The 22,500-nt window shown below is 41.3% G+C and carries 8 protein-coding genes, 8 rRNA genes and 3 pseudogenes (2 of these 19 cut by a window edge); 7 read left to right on the forward strand and 12 right to left on the reverse strand.

The annotated features are described in order from the left end of the window. Nucleotides 1–71 carry the start of a proline dehydrogenase family protein gene (locus MNO09_RS29320; protein ID WP_000977464.1) on the reverse strand. 889 nt of this gene lie to the left of the window's left edge, so only the first 71 of its 960 coding nucleotides appear in the window; it begins with the start codon at nucleotides 69–71; its stop codon lies beyond the left edge, outside the window. 117 nt (nucleotides 72–188) lie between these two features. On the opposite strand from MNO09_RS29320, the gene pdxR reads away from it, so the two are divergent. Continuing rightward, nucleotides 189–1,601 carry a MocR-like pyridoxine biosynthesis transcription factor PdxR gene (gene pdxR, locus MNO09_RS29325; protein ID WP_000964402.1) on the forward strand — a complete coding sequence of 471 codons (1,413 nt, stop codon included), beginning with the start codon at nucleotides 189–191 and terminating at the stop codon, nucleotides 1,599–1,601. A gap of 180 nt (nucleotides 1,602–1,781) precedes the next feature. Here the strand turns inward: pdxR and rrf (MNO09_RS29330) are convergent. The 3 genes from rrf (MNO09_RS29330) to MNO09_RS29340 form a co-directional block, all read right to left on the reverse strand. Then, nucleotides 1,782–1,897: ribosomal RNA gene (gene rrf / locus MNO09_RS29330) — 5S ribosomal RNA — on the reverse strand. 49 nt (nucleotides 1,898–1,946) lie between these two features. Then, nucleotides 1,947–4,868 (reverse strand): 23S ribosomal RNA (locus MNO09_RS29335). 146 nt (nucleotides 4,869–5,014) lie between these two features. Further along, nucleotides 5,015–6,566 (reverse strand): 16S ribosomal RNA (locus MNO09_RS29340). The 16S, 23S and 5S rRNA genes sit together here, the layout of an rRNA operon. Before the next feature lie 515 nt (nucleotides 6,567–7,081). Here MNO09_RS29340 and MNO09_RS29345 point away from each other — a divergent pair. Further along, nucleotides 7,082–8,971, forward strand: a pseudogene (locus MNO09_RS29345) (glycosyltransferase). 63 nt (nucleotides 8,972–9,034) lie between these two features. Further along, nucleotides 9,035–9,811 (forward strand): class I SAM-dependent methyltransferase, encoded by a 777-nt coding sequence (locus MNO09_RS29350; protein ID WP_000657495.1) that lies wholly within the window; start codon nucleotides 9,035–9,037, stop codon nucleotides 9,809–9,811. Nucleotides 9,812–9,851: 40 nt separating this feature from the next. Here MNO09_RS29350 and MNO09_RS29355 read toward each other — a convergent pair whose 3' ends face one another. Beyond that, nucleotides 9,852–10,796, reverse strand: a complete 945-nt coding sequence (locus MNO09_RS29355) for an NAD-dependent epimerase/dehydratase family protein (protein ID WP_033657843.1) — start codon at nucleotides 10,794–10,796, stop codon at nucleotides 9,852–9,854. A gap of 284 nt (nucleotides 10,797–11,080) precedes the next feature. On the opposite strand from MNO09_RS29355, the gene MNO09_RS29360 reads away from it, so the two are divergent. The 4 genes and pseudogenes from MNO09_RS29360 (at nucleotide 11,081) to MNO09_RS29375 (ending at nucleotide 14,997) form a co-directional block, all read left to right on the forward strand. After that, nucleotides 11,081–11,875, forward strand: coding sequence for a sulfotransferase family 2 domain-containing protein (locus tag MNO09_RS29360; protein ID WP_088106791.1), 795 nt, complete (start codon nucleotides 11,081–11,083; stop codon nucleotides 11,873–11,875). Between the two features lie 204 nt (nucleotides 11,876–12,079). Continuing rightward, nucleotides 12,080–12,804: pseudogene (locus tag MNO09_RS29365) on the forward strand (class I SAM-dependent methyltransferase). 26 nt (nucleotides 12,805–12,830) lie between these two features. Next, nucleotides 12,831–13,703 (forward strand): class I SAM-dependent methyltransferase, encoded by an 873-nt coding sequence (locus tag MNO09_RS29370; RefSeq protein WP_001058700.1) that lies wholly within the window; start codon nucleotides 12,831–12,833, stop codon nucleotides 13,701–13,703. 216 nt (nucleotides 13,704–13,919) lie between these two features. Continuing rightward, nucleotides 13,920–14,997, forward strand: a pseudogene (locus MNO09_RS29375) (glycosyltransferase WbsX family protein). 14 nt (nucleotides 14,998–15,011) lie between these two features. Here the strand turns inward: MNO09_RS29375 and rrf (MNO09_RS29380) are convergent. The 7 genes from rrf (MNO09_RS29380) to MNO09_RS29410 all read right to left on the reverse strand — a co-directional run. Then, a 5S ribosomal RNA gene (gene rrf, locus MNO09_RS29380) occupies nucleotides 15,012–15,127 on the reverse strand. 49 nt (nucleotides 15,128–15,176) lie between these two features. After that, nucleotides 15,177–18,098 (reverse strand): 23S ribosomal RNA (locus MNO09_RS29385). A 146-nt stretch (nucleotides 18,099–18,244) separates the two neighbouring features. Continuing rightward, nucleotides 18,245–19,796, reverse strand: a 16S ribosomal RNA gene (locus tag MNO09_RS29390). A 349-nt stretch (nucleotides 19,797–20,145) separates the two neighbouring features. Further along, nucleotides 20,146–20,877: a DsbA family oxidoreductase gene (locus tag MNO09_RS29395; protein ID WP_000687931.1), complete on the reverse strand. Its 732-nt coding sequence runs from the start codon at nucleotides 20,875–20,877 to the stop codon at nucleotides 20,146–20,148. Between the two features lie 184 nt (nucleotides 20,878–21,061). Further along, nucleotides 21,062–22,021 carry an alpha/beta hydrolase gene (locus MNO09_RS29400; protein WP_000719803.1) on the reverse strand — a complete coding sequence of 320 codons (960 nt, stop codon included), beginning with the start codon at nucleotides 22,019–22,021 and terminating at the stop codon, nucleotides 21,062–21,064. 241 nt (nucleotides 22,022–22,262) lie between these two features. Beyond that, nucleotides 22,263–22,378 (reverse strand): 5S ribosomal RNA (gene rrf, locus MNO09_RS29405). A 49-nt stretch (nucleotides 22,379–22,427) separates the two neighbouring features. Continuing rightward, nucleotides 22,428–22,500: ribosomal RNA gene (locus MNO09_RS29410) — 23S ribosomal RNA — on the reverse strand (it continues 2,849 nt past the right edge of the window).

A 22,500-nucleotide genomic window follows, 5' to 3' on the forward strand; every position in this document is an offset into this window, starting at 1 on the left:
TAGGATTTTATATGTTCATTTCGTGCAATCGATTTAAATGCCTGAGCTACTTGGAATTCTGGTTTCATCATCACATTTTCATCCCCTTTAGAACTATTTGATCCAACTATAGCATGCTAAAATGGTTCATATTAGTACCATTTTAATCAAACTTTTATGGTACCAATTTTGATGAAGGGAGCATTTATATGCTTTGGATACCTATTGATCGATCGTTAGATATAAGTTTAATTCGACAAGTTTATCACCAAATACGTGAACGAATATTAAACGGAGAGCTACAATCTGGAGATAAACTACCATCTACACGGGAATTATCTTCTGAGTTAAGCGTGTCTAGGAATGTAATTTTAGAAGCTTATGATCAATTATTTTCCGAAGGTTTTTTGGTCGCTCGACAGGGTGCCGGGACATTCATTGCAGAAGGGACTTATTTAGAACAACGTAAAAAATCAACTCTAATTGATTCTTTATCTTCGTGCGAAGAAATAAACAAAGACAGTAACATCATTAATTTTCGTTCAGGGATACCAGCATTAGACTTATTTCCACGTAAGGGATGGGCAAAGTTATCTCATACTATATGGAATGAAACACCTCCTTCTACGTTTGGATACGATATTCCCGAAGGGCGTCCCGAATTAAGAAAGGTTTTATCACGCTATTTACTAAAAACAAGAGGAGTTTTTTGTCATCCAGAACAATTGGTAATTACCTCCGGTGCAACGCAAGCTTTAACACTTGTTTCTAAGTTACTTTTGTCAACAGGCGACGAAGTACTAATAGAAGATCCCATCACCAATGACATTCAAACCATTTTTAAAAATTCAGGAGCCTTCCTTTATCCTATACCAGTTGATGATAATGGGATGGATACATCTTTGCTGCCTTCAAATAAAAACCCAAAATTCATCTTCACTACTCCTTCTCATCAGTTTCCTTTAGGAGGAGCTTTACCGATTCAACGACGGGTTCAATTGATTAACTACTCAAGAAAAACAAATTGTTATCTCATTGAAGATGATTATGACAGTGAGTTTCGATATGAAGGCTCACCTGTAAGTTCATTACAGGGATTGGATCCCGAGCGTGTTATATATATAGGTTCATTTAGTAAAATTTTATCACCGGCCCTTAGGATGGGATACTTAGTTCTTCCCTCACACCTTATTGAAAAATGTCGCAGGGTAAAATGGTTTTCAGATCTACATACATCTTCTTTAAATCAGCTTGTCCTTGCTAAATTTATTGCCGAAGATTATTTGGAACGACATATTATGAAGATGAAAAAAATCTATAAAACTCGAAGAGACTTCCTTATCCAGCAATTAAAATTAGCATTCTCAAATAAGATCAATATTTTCGGTTATTCTACAGGATTACACCTGATTGTTGAATTCAATCAAGTTCAATTCACAAAAGAATTACTTGAGGAAATCCAACAACTCGGAGTGAAAGTATATCCTGTGGAAGAGCACGCCATTAAAAAAGGAAAACATCATAATCGAATTATTATAGGGTATGGACATTTAACAACTGAAGAAATAAAAGAAGGTGTGAGCAGGCTACAGAGGGCAATACCTTGTATATATTCTTGTTAACGAATAGACGGTCTAACAAACTTGTCCATATTTTTCTGAAGGTATGCTATTTAGGTGTGAAATCATAATAAAATAAAGCTGTTTTTTGCTAGATAAACGTACTCATAGAGCCAACATTAATTACAAGATTATTTCCATTAAACACAAAAAAGACGAGTCATTCTGACTCGTCTTAAAGTTGCTTGGCGACGTCCTACTCTCACAGGGACAAGGTCCCAACTACCATCGGCGCTAGAGAGCTTAACTTCCGTGTTCGGTATGGGAACGGGTGTGACCTCTCTGCCATCATCACCAAACTATGAAGGCATATTCCTTCAAAACTAGATAACATTTGCTTCATATTATATGGTTAAGTCCTCGATCTATTAGTATTCGTCAGCTCCACATGTCACCATGCTTCCACCTCGAACCTATCAACCTGATCATCTTTCAGGGATCTTACTAGCTTACGCTATGGGAAATCTCATCTTGAGGGGGGCTTCATGCTTAGATGCTTTCAGCACTTATCCCTTCCGCACATAGCTACCCAGCTATGCCCTTGGCAGAACAACTGGTACACCAGCGGTGCGTCCATCCCGGTCCTCTCGTACTAAGGACAGCTCCTCTCAAATTTCCTACGCCCACGACGGATAGGGACCGAACTGTCTCACGACGTTCTGAACCCAGCTCGCGTACCGCTTTAATGGGCGAACAGCCCAACCCTTGGGACCGACTACAGCCCCAGGATGCGATGAGCCGACATCGAGGTGCCAAACCTCCCCGTCGATGTGGACTCTTGGGGGAGATAAGCCTGTTATCCCCGGGGTAGCTTTTATCCGTTGAGCGATGGCCCTTCCATGCGGAACCACCGGATCACTAAGCCCGACTTTCGTCCCTGCTCGACTTGTAGGTCTCGCAGTCAAGCTCCCTTATGCCTTTGCACTCTACGAATGATTTCCAACCATTCTGAGGGAACCTTTGGGCGCCTCCGTTACACTTTAGGAGGCGACCGCCCCAGTCAAACTGCCCACCTGACACTGTCTCCCGGGTCGATAAGACCCGTAGGTTAGAATTTCAATACATTCAGGGCGGTATCCCACCAGCGCCTCCACCGAAGCTAGCGCTCCGGTTTCAATGGCTCCCGCCTATCCTGTACAAAATGTACCAAAATTCAATATCAGGCTACAGTAAAGCTCCACGGGGTCTTTCCGTCCTGTCGCGGGTAACCTGCATCTTCACAGGTACTATAATTTCACCGAGTCTCTGGTTGAGACAGTGCCCAAATCGTTACACCTTTCGTGCGGGTCGGAACTTACCCGACAAGGAATTTCGCTACCTTAGGACCGTTATAGTTACGGCCGCCGTTTACTGGGGCTTCAGTTCAGAGCTTCGCTTACGCTAACCCCTCTCCTTAACCTTCCAGCACCGGGCAGGTGTCAGCCCCTATACTTCGCCTTACGGCTTCGCAGAGACCTGTGTTTTTGCTAAACAGTCGCTTGGGCCTATTCACTGCGGCTTTCCGTTAAGAAAGCACCCCTTCTCCCGAAGTTACGGGGTCATTTTGCCGAGTTCCTTAACCAGAGTTCTCTCGCACACCTTAGGATTCTCTCCTCGCCTACCTGTGTCGGTTTGCGGTACAGGCACCTTTTATCTCGCTAGAAGCTTTTCTTGGCAGCGGGGAATCAAAGACTTCGCTCCATAAGGAGCTTCCCCATCACAGCTCAGCCTTCACGATAAGCGGATTTGCCTACTTATCAGCCTAACTGCTTGGACGTGCACAACCAATCGCACGCTTCTTCTATCCTTCTGCGTCCCTCCATTGCTCAAACGATAAAGAGGTGGTACAGGAATATCAACCTGTTGTCCATCGCCTACGCCTGTCGGCCTCGGCTTAGGTCCTGACTAACCCTGAGCGGACGAGCCTTCCTCAGGAAACCTTAGGCATTCGGTGGACGGGATTCTCACCCGTCTTTCGCTACTCATACCGGCATTCTCACTTCTAAGCGCTCCACCAGTCCTTCCGGTCTGACTTCACTGCACTTAGAACGCTCCCCTACCACTGATACCATTGGTATCAATTCGCAGCTTCGGTGGTGTATTTAGCCCCGGTACATTTTCGGCGCAGAGTCACTCGACTAGTGAGCTATTACGCACTCTTTAAATGGTGGCTGCTTCTAAGCCAACATCCTAGTTGTCTAAGCAACTCCACATCCTTTTCCACTTAATACACACTTTGGGACCTTAGCTGGCGATCTGGGCTGTTTCCCTCTTGACTACGGATCTTATCACTCGCAGTCTGACTCCTAAGGATAAGTCATTGGCATTCGGAGTTTGACTGAATTCGGTAATCCGATGAGGACCCCTAGTTCAATCAGTGCTCTACCTCCAAGACTCTTACACTTAAGGCTAGCCCTAAAGCTATTTCGGGGAGAACCAGCTATCTCCAGGTTCGATTGGAATTTCTCCGCTACCCACACCTCATCCCCGCACTTTTCAACGTGCGTGGGTTCGGGCCTCCATTCAGTGTTACCTGAACTTCACCCTGGACATGGGTAGATCACCTGGTTTCGGGTCTACGACCACGTACTAAACGCCCTATTCAGACTCGCTTTCGCTGCGGCTCCGCCTCTTCAGCTTAACCTCGCACGGGATCGTAACTCGCCGGTTCATTCTACAAAAGGCACGCCATCACCCATTAACGGGCTCTGACTATTTGTAGGCACACGGTTTCAGGATCTCTTTCACTCCCCTTCCGGGGTGCTTTTCACCTTTCCCTCACGGTACTGGTTCACTATCGATCACTAGGGAGTATTTAGCCTTGGGAGATGGTCCTCCCAGATTCCGACGGAATTTCACGTGTTCCGCCGTACTCAGGATACATTCAAGAGAGAACGAAGTTTCGACTACGGGGTTGTTACCCTCTACGACGGACCTTTCCAGGTCGCTTCGTCTACCTCGTTCCTTTGTAACTCCGTATAGAATGTCCTACAACCCCAAGAGGCAAGCCTCTTGGTTTGGGCTATGTTCCGTTTCGCTCGCCGCTACTCAGGAAATCGCATTTGCTTTCTCTTCCTCCAGGTACTTAGATGTTTCAGTTCCCTGGGTCTGTCTTCCTTACCCTATGTATTCAGGTAAGGATACCATACCATTACGTATGGTGGGTTTCCCCATTCGGAAATCTTCGGATCAAAGCTTACTTACAGCTCCCCGAAGCATATCGGCGTTAGTCCCGTCCTTCATCGACTCCTAGTGTCAAGGCATCCACCGTGCGCCCTTTCTAACTTAACCAAACTAAAATTAAAAAAATATGAGCTACACTGTTATCTAGTTTTCAAAGAACATACATTTATATATGAGAGATAGTTCTCTCAAAACTGAACAAAACGAAACACGGAAACTTATATTGATGAACAGCGTTCATCAATTCTCCATAGAAAGGAGGTGATCCAGCCGCACCTTCCGATACGGCTACCTTGTTACGACTTCACCCCAATCATCTGTCCCACCTTAGGCGGCTGGCTCCATAAAGGTTACCCCACCGACTTCGGGTGTTACAAACTCTCGTGGTGTGACGGGCGGTGTGTACAAGGCCCGGGAACGTATTCACCGCGGCATGCTGATCCGCGATTACTAGCGATTCCAGCTTCATGTAGGCGAGTTGCAGCCTACAATCCGAACTGAGAACGGTTTTATGAGATTAGCTCCACCTCGCGGTCTTGCAGCTCTTTGTACCGTCCATTGTAGCACGTGTGTAGCCCAGGTCATAAGGGGCATGATGATTTGACGTCATCCCCACCTTCCTCCGGTTTGTCACCGGCAGTCACCTTAGAGTGCCCAACTTAATGATGGCAACTAAGATCAAGGGTTGCGCTCGTTGCGGGACTTAACCCAACATCTCACGACACGAGCTGACGACAACCATGCACCACCTGTCACTCTGCTCCCGAAGGAGAAGCCCTATCTCTAGGGTTTTCAGAGGATGTCAAGACCTGGTAAGGTTCTTCGCGTTGCTTCGAATTAAACCACATGCTCCACCGCTTGTGCGGGCCCCCGTCAATTCCTTTGAGTTTCAGCCTTGCGGCCGTACTCCCCAGGCGGAGTGCTTAATGCGTTAACTTCAGCACTAAAGGGCGGAAACCCTCTAACACTTAGCACTCATCGTTTACGGCGTGGACTACCAGGGTATCTAATCCTGTTTGCTCCCCACGCTTTCGCGCCTCAGTGTCAGTTACAGACCAGAAAGTCGCCTTCGCCACTGGTGTTCCTCCATATCTCTACGCATTTCACCGCTACACATGGAATTCCACTTTCCTCTTCTGCACTCAAGTCTCCCAGTTTCCAATGACCCTCCACGGTTGAGCCGTGGGCTTTCACATCAGACTTAAGAAACCACCTGCGCGCGCTTTACGCCCAATAATTCCGGATAACGCTTGCCACCTACGTATTACCGCGGCTGCTGGCACGTAGTTAGCCGTGGCTTTCTGGTTAGGTACCGTCAAGGTGCCAGCTTATTCAACTAGCACTTGTTCTTCCCTAACAACAGAGTTTTACGACCCGAAAGCCTTCATCACTCACGCGGCGTTGCTCCGTCAGACTTTCGTCCATTGCGGAAGATTCCCTACTGCTGCCTCCCGTAGGAGTCTGGGCCGTGTCTCAGTCCCAGTGTGGCCGATCACCCTCTCAGGTCGGCTACGCATCGTTGCCTTGGTGAGCCGTTACCTCACCAACTAGCTAATGCGACGCGGGTCCATCCATAAGTGACAGCCGAAGCCGCCTTTCAATTTCGAACCATGCAGTTCAAAATATTATCCGGTATTAGCCCCGGTTTCCCGGAGTTATCCCAGTCTTATGGGCAGGTTACCCACGTGTTACTCACCCGTCCGCCGCTAACTTCTTGAGAGCAAGCTCTCAATCCATTCGCTCGACTTGCATGTATTAGGCACGCCGCCAGCGTTCATCCTGAGCCAGGATCAAACTCTCCAATAAAGTTAGTTTGTCTAGCATCTAAAAATAAAAATTGACGTTTCACGTTGTTTGTTTCGTTCAGTTTTCAAAGAACTACTCGGTCGCTCATTTGCGACTCCCTTATGTTAACATCTTCGTTAGTTAATGTCAACTAAGTTTTTTATTTTGTTTGCCGCGTTCTGCGTTATTGCATCGGCGACTTGTTCTATATTACACCTCTATATCCTAATCGTCAATACCTTTTATCCTTTTTATTTTATAAATTTTAAAGGGTATTGAACCTTCTTCATTTATACTCCGTTCCTAGATATTAATAAACTGGTGCAATCACTTTCATAATCGACAGTTTATACTTTCTTACTTAAACCTTTCTAAAGAATGAATAGCAAGCCATACAAATATATATTAAAGGTAGCACTTTTTATTTCGAGTACATTCCAGCTGCATTCACAATTATCTCCTACCACTTCTCTCTAGGAATTATAAATACGCCCTACATTTACTAAAAATCTAATTAACTTAGGAGGCGTTATGAAATGCATGTTAATAAGAAGATCATTTATGTATCCCATGATGCCCATTTCCATGGAGCACAGCTGCTTTCTTTACATACTATTAAAGCTCTTAAAGAAAACTTTCATTACTCCGTCGCAATTATTTCTATTGGAACGGGCGTTTTAATCCACGATTTTCAAAAGTATGGTCCTGTTTATTGCCTAGAGGAAGACTACCCTACGGAAAAAAAGGTCGAATTATTAATAAAGAAGTTACTATCACAAGACTATACCATCGCCATATGTAGTACCGTCATAAGTGGTGATATAGTACATTACTAGCTAAACACAATATAAAAGTTATTTCATTAATACATGAATTGCCACATTTAATACAACAGTACTCTGCCGAGGGAAAAGCGAGCAACATTGCCGAGTTTGCTTACAAAATTGTCTTCCCTTCACAGTACGTGTATGAAAAATTCCGTACAATCACCCAATTAGATCATGAGAAGTGCCATATTCTCCCTCAAGGTTTATTTAACCATAATCCTTATAAGAACAATATTACAAAAGCTAGAAACGAATTACGAAAAAAACACAACCTGCCTCTAGATAGCAAAATCATTTTGGGGGTAGGTTTCGCTGATCATCGAAAAGGGATAGATTTATTCTCACTTATTGCTTACTCAGTAAGAAAGGTTCATACGAATATTCATTTTATCTGGGTTGGAAGAACGGATGTTCGTTTTTTAAATACACTCTCCCCAAGATATACAGCACATTTCACATTAGTGGAGCCTACTCCAGATATCGGTTTATATAACGCCGGGGCTGATTTATATTTATTAACTTCAAGAGAAGATCCTTTTCCCAACGTTGTTTTAGAAGCATTAGATACAAAAGTCCCTGTTATAGGGTTTAAAAACGCTGGAGGTTTTGAAGATGTTGTTACGGAACAGACTGGCGCCTTAGTAGACTTTTTAAATTTACCGAAGATGTTGGAAAGAATATACGAATTTATTGGAGATGAGGATTTACGATTACAAAAAGGTAGCTTTGGCCAAGAACTTATTGAAAAAGATTTCAACTTTCTTCATTATATTTATCAATTATTAAACTTGCTTGAACATAATTATAAAAAAATAAGCGTAATCGTACCGAATTATAATTACGAAAAATACTTACCTGGCCGAGTTAAATCAATATTAAACCAAACCTATCCCCTTTACGAACTAATTTTCCTAGACGATGCCTCTACTGACAATAGCGTATCTATATTTGAACAGCTGCTCTCAAAAGAAAATAAGCCCCACCTAAAAGTTCAGCAGATTATTAATGATAAAAACTCTGGTTCTGTATTTAAACAATGGATAAAAGGCGTCTCTGCAGCAACCGGTGATTATATTTGGATTGCAGAGGCCGATGACTTATGTGATCAGACCTTTTTAGAAGAAGTAATACAAGGGTTTCATATAAATGGTGATGTTACTTTAAGCTACACACAATCAAAACAAATAGATGAACAAGGAAATATCCTGGCCAATCATTATTTAGATTACACAAATGATATTGATAAAGAAAAATGGAAAAGTTCTTATTTCCGAAAAGGGATAGATGAAATACAAGATACATTACTTATCAAAAACACCATACCTAACGTCTCAAGTGTAGTTTTCAAAAACATAGATATAAAAACAACAGAAAAACAATTAGAAAAGTTTAAGTAACATTTATTTCAATCCAAAACCGCTAAACTATCATAGACGACATACAAATAGCGTAACGAGAACAGAAGATTCATATTCCCATTACAGTGAAGTTGTACAAATGCAGAATTTCATTAAAGAAACCTTTACTATCGACGATATTTCAAAAAAGAAAATGTACACATATAGAAAGTATCTTAAAGCATATTTGAAGATTGAATGATATATTTTCTTCGCCATCAGTATCTCTTTTAAGACGTTACTATCATTTAAGGGGGGTTACTCATTGAAAGAATTTATAGAGGCAAATAAAGATTTGATTTCTCAAATTGCACACAACTACAATGTAAATGCAAGTATCCATCCAGAGGATCATATCTTTCAATTCCTTGTCACTAATCCAGTCTTCCCATCTAAAAAAGAAGCGATAGATTATTATTTTCAAGATGGGAGAAAATCCGCAGAAACACTCTTAGATTTAATTACTTCCTTTTATCCTCCTATAGACACTCCAATAAAATTATTAGAATTCGCATCCGGATACGGCTGCATAACACGTCATTTATTAAACCTACAAACGAACTTAAGTATAACTACCTGCGATATACATGAAGAGGCTATTACTTTTGTTGAACGTACATTAAATACTTCTTCTATCTTATCTCACCCTGAACCTGAACAAGTAAATTTGACCTCGTCTACGTATGATATCGTTTTTTGTCTATCCTTTTTTTCTCATATGCCTGATACAACTTGGTTTCGTTGGCTTCAAACATTGTATAATGCTGTTTCTCCTGAAGGCTTACTCATCTTCACAACTCATGGTTATCAAAGTAAAAAGTACTTCAGCTTTCCAGATTTAAATAAACAGGGTTATTGGTTTCTCCCTTCTAGTGAACAATTGGATTTAGATGTTCATCAATACGGGCAAACAATCGTTAGTCCCTCTTACGTATGTGACAAAATTAAATTATTACCCTATAACCCTGTCATCAAAAAATACACTGAAGGTTTTTGGTGGGAACATCAAGACCTTTGGGTAATAAAAAAAGAAATAAAATAATAAACCACGCTCTACTTATACAGAAGTAGGGCATGATTTATTATTTTTTACTATATAAGAACTCTTCAATCCATAGCTTATTTAATCTAATTCCACTTTTGAAATCTATTTTCGGTTCCCAATTACATTCTCGTCTTACCCTATCTATATTTAAAATGATTTTTTGAACATTTTCTTGTTTTTGTTTATAGCAGGTAAAGTCCACTTTTCTTTCCGTTAATTTCTCCAATTCTACTATAATTCGTTTTAAAGAGAGACCCTTGCCGCTCCCTATGTTATACACACAAGATTTCAAATGATTTAATTGTGATAGTTGTATAGTGATTTCAACTAAATCATCTATATAAATATAATCTCGAATAATCTCTTGTGGATTCCCATATATATTAATCTTTTCATTACTGAGATGCTGATACAAAAAACAGTTTATTGCCCCAACTTTCTTTAAAGGATTTTGATATTTTCCATATGGATTAGAATATCTACATACAACATAGTCAATTCCGTATTTTTTCTTATAAAAGTACAAGTAATTTTCAAGCGACACTTTTGTTATTCCATAAGGAGAAAGTGGTTTTAATGGATGTTCCTCATCAATAGGTAAATATTCCGGTTCACCATAAACCGTGCCTCCAGAAGATGCTAATACAATTTTTTTAACAGGAAAATTTTTAACACTTTCCATGAAGTTAAGAAAAAAAAAGCTACTGTTTATATCTCCGAAAACATCTTCAATTGAAGTTGCTACATTAGACGTTGCAGCTAAATAAATAATAATATCCACATCCACTAAAGCTTTATATATATCTTCAACATTCGCTAAATCACCTTTAATAAATTCAACCTCACTTATAATATTTTGAGGGAAATTATTTATATGTCTGGAAAATACTTTTACATTTTGACCTTGTTTCAATAAACCTAATGCGAGGTTAATACCAATGAAACTATTTCCACCTACTATTAAATAACTATTCTTCCTCATAATATCCTCTCTAGTAATAAGATTTTTGCTTATCACACCTAGAAATACAAATAAACGAACTTGGTCACCTCTATTATTCATTCTCTTATAATTGTATGCCCCTTATAAATTTTCATTATCTTTATTTTATATTTTCCTTTTAGAATCGATACCTTATTTAAGATGACCACAAAAACACTCATAATATTTACTCATTCCCATGAATATATTGGATTAGTAAAAACTCGCCTTCTCATATTCTCGTTTATTCTATTTAAAAACTTTCAAAAAGGAGCACTACATGTATGAAGAATGTAAATCAAGAGCTTTTAAATCATGTAATCTTACATAAAGATCGAATCCCACATTTCCATAAAGACTTTCCACTTATACTATTTTGGAGCCATAGAAGCGGATGCACTACTTTAGCTAATTGGTTCTTTTTTCAAATTGGATTATTTACTGAAGCAAAGAAATACCATGACTTTATTCATTACTATGAATTCTGGGTGTATAAAAACAATACCAACTACATACCAGAGTTACAAAATGGGCTTCTAACAGCAAAAAAAGATGTTTGTAAACTTGTACGGAATCCCTATACAAGGGCTGTCAGCTCATTTTTATTACTTGCTGACAATCCATATGCTAGCCCTCAATGGGAAAGTATCCGCCATTATTTGTATAATGACAAATATAGTAATCGAGGAATATCATTTAAACAATTTTTATATTACGTTCGAGCATTAGGTCCCAATTCCCTAGCAATGGACATACATTTTAGTCAGCAATACGTTCCAGGTGAAGAAAACTTCATCCAATACTATATTCCTTTAGAAGATTTTAATACACAAATCACCGAAATGGAACATACGTACGATTTAGTTAAATCCAATTTAGCGCTACTTACAAATTCAGATCATCATCGCGCTCATAAAATGCTTTATACAGGAAGCTATGCAGAACTCAGCATTACAGATGCCGCCTTCCCTCGCTTTCCAACATATGAAAGCTTTTATGATGAAGAAACAATGGCGTTAGTTACAGAAATATATGCACAAGACTTTGAAATGTATCTGTACACAAAAGGGATATTCTAAGTCGATACATTCTTCAATGAATAAAAGCGAATGTATCGCATAGCATAAAGTGAAACTTTAATTAGCGTGGGTTTCTCTCCCGCTAATTATTCCATTCTACCAATCTCACTTTTATGTGTTCCCTAATTTCCACCCACTCTCTTTGATTTCGCTAATTGTTGACGTGTGTTTCATATGCATTTTTTTACACAGGAGTGATGTCATGTGGAAGGTAATTTGAAGCACAATAATGGATATTGCGTTATTTGTGAGAAGAAAGCTACATTTATAGAGCATAATGATTGGCTTAGAGATCACTATTTATGTTCTATACATGCCACTCTATACCAAGGCAGCGCGCTCTAATCCATGTTTTAAATACATTTTTTCCAAAATGGGGTTCCTATCATATCCACGAATCCTCTCCTGGAGGAATTACAACTCAACTACTAATAAAAAACTGCAAAAACTATACATACTCTCAATACTTCAAAAACTACCCTCTCGGCCAATACTTTCAAGGGATTAGATGCGAGAACTTAGAAGACATGACTTTTCAAAATGAATCTTTTGATTTATTCATTACTCAAGATGTCTTTGAACATGTAATGGAGCCAAACAAAGCCTTTAAAGAAATAGAGCGTGTATTAAAGCCTGGCGGCGCTCATGTGTTTACTGTCCCTTGGTATCATACACTCACAAAGACTTTACAAAGAGCAAGAATCAATAAAGAAGGAATCGAATATATTGAGGAGCCAATTTATCATGGTAATCCTATTGATGAGAACGGGTCTTTAGTAACATTTGATTGGGGTCAAGATATGATTGAATATATTTATACACATGCAAATATGTATACCATTGTTTATTTACAAAAGGATAGATCACTGGGGTTAGATGCTGAATTTCTACATGTTTTTATTAGTAAAAAACACGAAAATGATTTTTAGGCACTATATAATTTGGAGGTTAACAAATGAATAACTTTAAGTTAGGAAGTGATTTTGATAACCTTGTTAGCCCACTTTCTGATGTTGAACTTCTTAATCTATTTATACAAAGTTGCTCAAAAACAAAGATAAATGGCATCCCAGTACCTATGTTCCCCCCCGAAGAAATTCAACAACAGTTTGTAGGTGCTTCCTATGAACATGCTCTTTATGAAGCATATTTGTTTTATAGACTTGTAAAAACATATGCCCATAATTTAGGCGTTCCCTTGAATAAAGAACGTAAAATTTTAGACTTTGGTTGCGGATGGGGAAGAATCATACGCTTCTTTTTCAAAGATGCTCGCCATAAAAACTTACTTGGTATTGATGTAGATCCTGTAATGATTAGCCTTTGTAACGAAACGTTAGGAAGAGGCAGATATAAAATAGCTCCCCCACAACCTCCTGTAGAATTTATTAATGACACTTCATTAGACATCATATTCGCTTATTCTGTATTCTCACATTTATCCGAAGAAACTGCAGAAAATTGGATAAAAGAATTTTCAAGAATTCTTCGCCCAGGTGGAATCTTCATCGCCACAACACAAGCACGCTATTTTCTCGATTTCTGTCAACAATTTAAGGAACACCCTGAATTAATTCAAACGGGATGGCATAAAACTTTATCTCAAGCTTTTCCAGATATAAATCGTGCCATCTCAGATTATGAAAGCGGCAATTTTGTCCACAGCCCTACAGGAGCTGGAGACGTTAGAAATAGTAGCTTCTACGGGGAAACCGTTATACCTAGAACTTATATTGAAAATCACTATGAGAAGTATTTAAAGCTACGGGACTTTTTTGATGATACAAACCGGTTACCACAAGCTCTATTTGTTCTCCAAAAAGATTAACTCTTTTCGCTCATTGTATAATGAAGATCATTTTGTATCTCAGCCGTATATATTAAAATCATCAAAGATTTCCCTATCAAGCAAACTGTACAAAAGAATTCATTATGCAGCATAAACACAGTAAGTAAATAACATATCTCACGCTTTAACTAGATTCGAAAAATCAAAAGTAACTTCCCACCACTTGAACTACGAACAACATAAGGGGGATATATCTTGAAAATAATCGCTTTTTACTTACCACAGTTTCATCAAATAAAAGAAAATGACCGATGGTGGGGGAAAGGGTTTACTGAATGGACAAATACTAAAAGTGCACGACCTTTATTTTCAGGACATTACCAACCTAGAGAACCTTATCAAGATTTTTATTATGACTTAACCACCCCATCCGTAAGAAAATGGCAAGCAGAAATCGCCAAAGCACATGGCATATATGGCTTTTGTTATTACCATTACTGGTTTAAAGGGAAGAGGCTATTGGAGGCACCCTTTAATGAGGTACTTAAGATGAAGGAACCAGATTTTCCATTTTGCCTTTCTTGGGCAAATGAACCGTGGACAAAAACTTGGGATGGTCTTGATAGTCACATATTAATGCCTCAAAATTATGGAGAATTATCGGATTGGAAAGAACACTTTGAGTATTTATTGCAAGCTTTCCAAGATGACAGATATATCCGTATAGACGATAAACCACTATTCATTATTTATCGTCCTGGGCATATCCCTCATTGTGAATAAATGCTTCATTATTGGAATACACTCTCACAAGAAAATGGTTTGAAAGGTATATACTTTGCAGAAACATTAAACAGCTTTCCACTTCCTAATATAAATGGATTTGATGCTAGCATTCAATTCGAGCCTTTTTATACAATTGCTCATGATAGCTCTTCAGACATAAATAAGACAATATATGAGTCTGGTAAACAAATAAACGCTTGGGATTATGATAAAGTGTGGATGTATATACTAAAGCGATCTCCTCCAGAGAAAAAAACATTTCCTGGTGCCTTTGTTGACTGGGACAATACTGCACGCCGCAAAGACTTAAATAGCAGCATCTTCCTAGGTTCTTACCCCTAGGAAGTTCACGATATATTTAAGCAAACAAATCCAGCGTACCTATTCTCTTTACAACAGCGAGTTTTTATTTATTAATGCGTGGAATGAATGGGCCGAAGGTACTTACTTAGAACCAGATAAAAGGTATGGATTCGCCTATTTAGAAGGAGTTAAGCAGGCAATTAACAGAGGTATGAAAGCATACAAAAAAGACGAGTCATTCTGACTCGTCTTAAAGTTGCTTGGCGACGTCCTACTCTCACAGGGACAAGGTCCCAACTACCATCGGCGCTAGAGAGCTTAACTTCCGTGTTCGGTATGGGAACGGGTGTGACCTCTCTGCCATCATCACCAAACTATGAAGGCATATTCCTTCAAAACTAGATAACATTTGCTTCATATTATATGGTTAAGTCCTCGATCTATTAGTATTCGTCAGCTCCACATGTCACCATGCTTCCACCTCGAACCTATCAACCTGATCATCTTTCAGGGATCTTACTAGCTTACGCTATGGGAAATCTCATCTTGAGGGGGGCTTCATGCTTAGATGCTTTCAGCACTTATCCCTTCCGCACATAGCTACCCAGCTATGCCCTTGGCAGAACAACTGGTACACCAGCGGTGCGTCCATCCCGGTCCTCTCGTACTAAGGACAGCTCCTCTCAAATTTCCTACGCCCACGACGGATAGGGACCGAACTGTCTCACGACGTTCTGAACCCAGCTCGCGTACCGCTTTAATGGGCGAACAGCCCAACCCTTGGGACCGACTACAGCCCCAGGATGCGATGAGCCGACATCGAGGTGCCAAACCTCCCCGTCGATGTGGACTCTTGGGGGAGATAAGCCTGTTATCCCCGGGGTAGCTTTTATCCGTTGAGCGATGGCCCTTCCATGCGGAACCACCGGATCACTAAGCCCGACTTTCGTCCCTGCTCGACTTGTAGGTCTCGCAGTCAAGCTCCCTTATGCCTTTGCACTCTACGAATGATTTCCAACCATTCTGAGGGAACCTTTGGGCGCCTCCGTTACACTTTAGGAGGCGACCGCCCCAGTCAAACTGCCCACCTGACACTGTCTCCCGGGTCGATAAGACCCGTAGGTTAGAATTTCAATACATTCAGGGCGGTATCCCACCAGCGCCTCCACCGAAGCTAGCGCTCCGGTTTCAATGGCTCCCGCCTATCCTGTACAAAATGTACCAAAATTCAATATCAGGCTACAGTAAAGCTCCACGGGGTCTTTCCGTCCTGTCGCGGGTAACCTGCATCTTCACAGGTACTATAATTTCACCGAGTCTCTGGTTGAGACAGTGCCCAAATCGTTACACCTTTCGTGCGGGTCGGAACTTACCCGACAAGGAATTTCGCTACCTTAGGACCGTTATAGTTACGGCCGCCGTTTACTGGGGCTTCAGTTCAGAGCTTCGCTTACGCTAACCCCTCTCCTTAACCTTCCAGCACCGGGCAGGTGTCAGCCCCTATACTTCGCCTTACGGCTTCGCAGAGACCTGTGTTTTTGCTAAACAGTCGCTTGGGCCTATTCACTGCGGCTTTCCGTTAAGAAAGCACCCCTTCTCCCGAAGTTACGGGGTCATTTTGCCGAGTTCCTTAACCAGAGTTCTCTCGCACACCTTAGGATTCTCTCCTCGCCTACCTGTGTCGGTTTGCGGTACAGGCACCTTTTATCTCGCTAGAAGCTTTTCTTGGCAGCGGGGAATCAAAGACTTCGCTCCATAAGGAGCTTCCCCATCACAGCTCAGCCTTCACGATAAGCGGATTTGCCTACTTATCAGCCTAACTGCTTGGACGTGCACAACCAATCGCACGCTTCTTCTATCCTTCTGCGTCCCTCCATTGCTCAAACGATAAAGAGGTGGTACAGGAATATCAACCTGTTGTCCATCGCCTACGCCTGTCGGCCTCGGCTTAGGTCCTGACTAACCCTGAGCGGACGAGCCTTCCTCAGGAAACCTTAGGCATTCGGTGGACGGGATTCTCACCCGTCTTTCGCTACTCATACCGGCATTCTCACTTCTAAGCGCTCCACCAGTCCTTCCGGTCTGACTTCACTGCACTTAGAACGCTCCCCTACCACTGATACCATTGGTATCAATTCGCAGCTTCGGTGGTGTATTTAGCCCCGGTACATTTTCGGCGCAGAGTCACTCGACTAGTGAGCTATTACGCACTCTTTAAATGGTGGCTGCTTCTAAGCCAACATCCTAGTTGTCTAAGCAACTCCACATCCTTTTCCACTTAATACACACTTTGGGACCTTAGCTGGCGATCTGGGCTGTTTCCCTCTTGACTACGGATCTTATCACTCGCAGTCTGACTCCTAAGGATAAGTCATTGGCATTCGGAGTTTGACTGAATTCGGTAATCCGATGAGGACCCCTAGTTCAATCAGTGCTCTACCTCCAAGACTCTTACACTTAAGGCTAGCCCTAAAGCTATTTCGGGGAGAACCAGCTATCTCCAGGTTCGATTGGAATTTCTCCGCTACCCACACCTCATCCCCGCACTTTTCAACGTGCGTGGGTTCGGGCCTCCATTCAGTGTTACCTGAACTTCACCCTGGACATGGGTAGATCACCTGGTTTCGGGTCTACGACCACGTACTAAACGCCCTATTCAGACTCGCTTTCGCTGCGGCTCCGCCTCTTCAGCTTAACCTCGCACGGGATCGTAACTCGCCGGTTCATTCTACAAAAGGCACGCCATCACCCATTAACGGGCTCTGACTATTTGTAGGCACACGGTTTCAGGATCTCTTTCACTCCCCTTCCGGGGTGCTTTTCACCTTTCCCTCACGGTACTGGTTCACTATCGATCACTAGGGAGTATTTAGCCTTGGGAGATGGTCCTCCCAGATTCCGACGGAATTTCACGTGTTCCGCCGTACTCAGGATACATTCAAGAGAGAACGAAGTTTCGACTACGGGGTTGTTACCCTCTACGACGGACCTTTCCAGGTCGCTTCGTCTACCTCGTTCCTTTGTAACTCCGTATAGAATGTCCTACAACCCCAAGAGGCAAGCCTCTTGGTTTGGGCTATGTTCCGTTTCGCTCGCCGCTACTCAGGAAATCGCATTTGCTTTCTCTTCCTCCAGGTACTTAGATGTTTCAGTTCCCTGGGTCTGTCTTCCTTACCCTATGTATTCAGGTAAGGATACCATACCATTACGTATGGTGGGTTTCCCCATTCGGAAATCTTCGGATCAAAGCTTACTTACAGCTCCCCGAAGCATATCGGCGTTAGTCCCGTCCTTCATCGACTCCTAGTGTCAAGGCATCCACCGTGCGCCCTTTCTAACTTAACCAAACTAAAATTAAAAAAATATGAGCTACACTGTTATCTAGTTTTCAAAGAACATACATTTATATATGAGAGATAGTTCTCTCAAAACTGAACAAAACGAAACACGGAAACTTATATTGATGAACAGCGTTCATCAATTCTCCATAGAAAGGAGGTGATCCAGCCGCACCTTCCGATACGGCTACCTTGTTACGACTTCACCCCAATCATCTGTCCCACCTTAGGCGGCTGGCTCCATAAAGGTTACCCCACCGACTTCGGGTGTTACAAACTCTCGTGGTGTGACGGGCGGTGTGTACAAGGCCCGGGAACGTATTCACCGCGGCATGCTGATCCGCGATTACTAGCGATTCCAGCTTCATGTAGGCGAGTTGCAGCCTACAATCCGAACTGAGAACGGTTTTATGAGATTAGCTCCACCTCGCGGTCTTGCAGCTCTTTGTACCGTCCATTGTAGCACGTGTGTAGCCCAGGTCATAAGGGGCATGATGATTTGACGTCATCCCCACCTTCCTCCGGTTTGTCACCGGCAGTCACCTTAGAGTGCCCAACTTAATGATGGCAACTAAGATCAAGGGTTGCGCTCGTTGCGGGACTTAACCCAACATCTCACGACACGAGCTGACGACAACCATGCACCACCTGTCACTCTGCTCCCGAAGGAGAAGCCCTATCTCTAGGGTTTTCAGAGGATGTCAAGACCTGGTAAGGTTCTTCGCGTTGCTTCGAATTAAACCACATGCTCCACCGCTTGTGCGGGCCCCCGTCAATTCCTTTGAGTTTCAGCCTTGCGGCCGTACTCCCCAGGCGGAGTGCTTAATGCGTTAACTTCAGCACTAAAGGGCGGAAACCCTCTAACACTTAGCACTCATCGTTTACGGCGTGGACTACCAGGGTATCTAATCCTGTTTGCTCCCCACGCTTTCGCGCCTCAGTGTCAGTTACAGACCAGAAAGTCGCCTTCGCCACTGGTGTTCCTCCATATCTCTACGCATTTCACCGCTACACATGGAATTCCACTTTCCTCTTCTGCACTCAAGTCTCCCAGTTTCCAATGACCCTCCACGGTTGAGCCGTGGGCTTTCACATCAGACTTAAGAAACCACCTGCGCGCGCTTTACGCCCAATAATTCCGGATAACGCTTGCCACCTACGTATTACCGCGGCTGCTGGCACGTAGTTAGCCGTGGCTTTCTGGTTAGGTACCGTCAAGGTGCCAGCTTATTCAACTAGCACTTGTTCTTCCCTAACAACAGAGTTTTACGACCCGAAAGCCTTCATCACTCACGCGGCGTTGCTCCGTCAGACTTTCGTCCATTGCGGAAGATTCCCTACTGCTGCCTCCCGTAGGAGTCTGGGCCGTGTCTCAGTCCCAGTGTGGCCGATCACCCTCTCAGGTCGGCTACGCATCGTTGCCTTGGTGAGCCGTTACCTCACCAACTAGCTAATGCGACGCGGGTCCATCCATAAGTGACAGCCGAAGCCGCCTTTCAATTTCGAACCATGCAGTTCAAAATATTATCCGGTATTAGCCCCGGTTTCCCGGAGTTATCCCAGTCTTATGGGCAGGTTACCCACGTGTTACTCACCCGTCCGCCGCTAACTTCTTGAGAGCAAGCTCTCAATCCATTCGCTCGACTTGCATGTATTAGGCACGCCGCCAGCGTTCATCCTGAGCCAGGATCAAACTCTCCAATAAAGTTAGTTTGTCTAGCATCTAAAAATAAAAATTGACGTTTCACGTTGTTTGTTTCGTTCAGTTTTCAAAGAACTACTCGGTCGCTCATTTGCGACTCCCTTATGTTAACATCTTCGTTAGTTAATGTCAACTAAGTTTTTCATTTTGTTTGCCGCGTTCTGCGTTATTGCATCGGCGACTTGTTCTATATTACACCTCTAACCTACAATCGTCAATATGTTTTTATAAAAAACTTCATTTTTTTTAAAATCCTATTTACGTTATTAATTTATCTATTTATATACCTCTTCTATAAGAATAGATAAGCAACCCATGAAACACTCTATGGGTTGCTATTCCATCATAAAAACTATTGTTCTTTTGAAGGTACAGAACAACTTTCATCCGTACAAGACATATCGCTTCCACCCTCTGAAGAAAGCTCTTGTAACTTAGGTGCAGGGTTCTCTTCTTCCCAAACTTGCTGAAGTGCACCAACAAAAGTTTCAAGTGGTTGCGCACCTGAAATAGCATACTTTTGATTAATAATAAAATAAGGTACTCCTGAAATTTGATATTGCTGAGCAATCGCTTCATCAATTCTAACATCATTTACATATGCACTTTTATCATTAATAACACGTAAAGCTTCTTGCTTATCTAAACCTGAAGCTTCAGCAATAGTAGCAAGCGTATCCACATCACTTAAATTTTTCGATTCAGTGAAATATGCAAAAAGTAGATTTTCCGTAATCTCTTTTTCTTTCCCTTGATCCTTTGCAAATTTGGCAAGACGATGCGCATCAAAAGTGTTCGTCGGCTTCATCTCATCAAAATTAAAACTTAACCCCATACTAGCTGCATGATTGCCTAATTGTATATTATTACGCTTAGCTTCTTCAATACTAATCCCATACTTTGATGCAAGTACTTCATTAATACTTGTTCCAGAATAGATTGGAGCATTTTGATCTAATTCAAAACTTTTAAACTCGACTTCAACATCCTTCTTATGCGGAAATTGCTCTAAAGCCATTTCTAATCTACGTTTCCCAATATAGCAAAATGGGCATACAAAATCTGACCATACTTCAATTTTCATAGAAACACCTCATTAACATGTAGTTTTCAATTATTGTAGCATTGGCAATAAGGAATTCAAAAATTTATGCTTCAAACCTTATATACTACAAACTAAAATGAGTTTTTAAATAGAAAAAACGATAATCAAAAGTATAAAAACATTTCCTTCTGATTATCGTATATACAAATCTAAAACAATCTAATTACGCTGGAATGTATCTCCCCACGAACTTCCATACGGTATTCCAATATTTATTCGAATCTACCTTCTCGGCTTCTCCATGTCCAGCACCTGGAACAATTAATTTCTCTTTTTCTACTTTTGCAGCATTATATACTTCAGCTAACATTTCATAAGGAACGAATGTATCAGCATCCCCATGAATAAATAGCATCGGTGTTTTACTTTTCGCTACTTGTTTTACAGCTGAAGCTTCTTCTAAATCATATCCAGCTCTTAATTTTGTAACTGTATTTGCCGCATTCATAACAGGAAACTTTGGCAAATGGAATAAATCTTTTAGTTGATACGTAAATTCATCAATAACAGTTGAGTATCCACAATCTTCAATAATAACTTTAACGTTAGAAGGTAACTCTTCACCTGAAGTCATCATTACAGTTGCTCCTCCCATCGAAACACCAAAGAGTGCTATTTCAGCATTAGGGTCTTTCTTTACAATTTGTTGAATCCAAATCAAAATATCTTTACGATCGTGCCAGCCCATCCCTATATAATTGCCTTCACTATTTCCATGCCCACGAAGATCTGGCGCTATGACGTTATATCCTTCTTCATAAAAATTCCGGATATATTTCGTCATTTTCGATGCCCTACTATCATATCCATGAACTACAATTGCCCATTTATGGCTAGATTGTTCATTCATATATTCATAACCTGTTAATTTCAACTTATCGAAAGCATTTATGTTTCGTATATTAGGCTTATGATTTGAGACAAAGCTCGCATCCTTTTCTTCATTTGTAGCGAACACACCTCCCGATGCATTCACAGTTTCTACTAAGTGAGGATTATCCTCTAAAAACTCTTTCTCTTGTTTCGCATTCAACGCATAATTATAAAAATAATTCCCGACTAACATATAAGTAATTGCTAGAAGGACTAAAACTACTATAGTAATTACACCTATCTTTTTCATATTATCTCCTTTTTCAAAATTAAATCTTCTTATATTCAAGTACTCAAAAAACAACTGCACTATTTTAACATACCGACAGATCGCCTCTACAAAAAATAAGATAGAAAATCTTAAACTACACATCAAAAATGATGAAAGAAAATGAATATGAGGGGATCAAAAAAATAAGGATTACTTACTTGAAGCTGATAAGAAGTTTAAAACACAAAAAAGACGAGTCATTCTGACTCGTCTTAAAGTTGCTTGGCGACGTCCTACTCTCACAGGGACAAGGTCCCAACTACCATCGGCGCTAGAGAGCTTAACTTCCGTGTTCGGTATGGGAACGGGTGTGACCTCTCTGCCATCATCACCAAACTATGAAGGCATATTCCTTCAAAACTAGATAACATTTGCTTCATATTATATGGTTAAGTCCTCGATCTATTAGTATTCGTCAGCTCCACATGTCACCATGCTTCCACCTCGAACCTATCAAC

Origin of the sequence: Bacillus sp. N5-665 (assembly GCF_022637375.2) — a bacterium.
Lineage (GTDB): Bacteria > Bacillota > Bacilli > Bacillales > Bacillaceae_G > Bacillus_A > Bacillus_A wiedmannii.

Bases quoted from the DNA above. Each gene is read 5' to 3' on its own strand.
- pdxR (WP_000964402.1), top strand. From the start codon at position 189: ATGCTTTGGATACCTATTGATCGATCGTTAGATATAAGTTTAATTCGA.
- MNO09_RS29355 (WP_033657843.1), bottom strand. From the start codon at position 10,796: ATGAGGAAGAATAGTTATTTAATAGTAGGTGGAAATAGTTTCATTGGT.
- MNO09_RS29360 (WP_088106791.1), top strand. From the start codon at position 11,081: ATGAAGAATGTAAATCAAGAGCTTTTAAATCATGTAATCTTACATAAA.
- MNO09_RS29370 (WP_001058700.1), top strand. From the start codon at position 12,831: ATGAATAACTTTAAGTTAGGAAGTGATTTTGATAACCTTGTTAGCCCA.
- MNO09_RS29395 (WP_000687931.1), bottom strand. From the start codon at position 20,877: ATGAAAATTGAAGTATGGTCAGATTTTGTATGCCCATTTTGCTATATT.
- MNO09_RS29400 (WP_000719803.1), bottom strand. From the start codon at position 22,021: ATGAAAAAGATAGGTGTAATTACTATAGTAGTTTTAGTCCTTCTAGCA.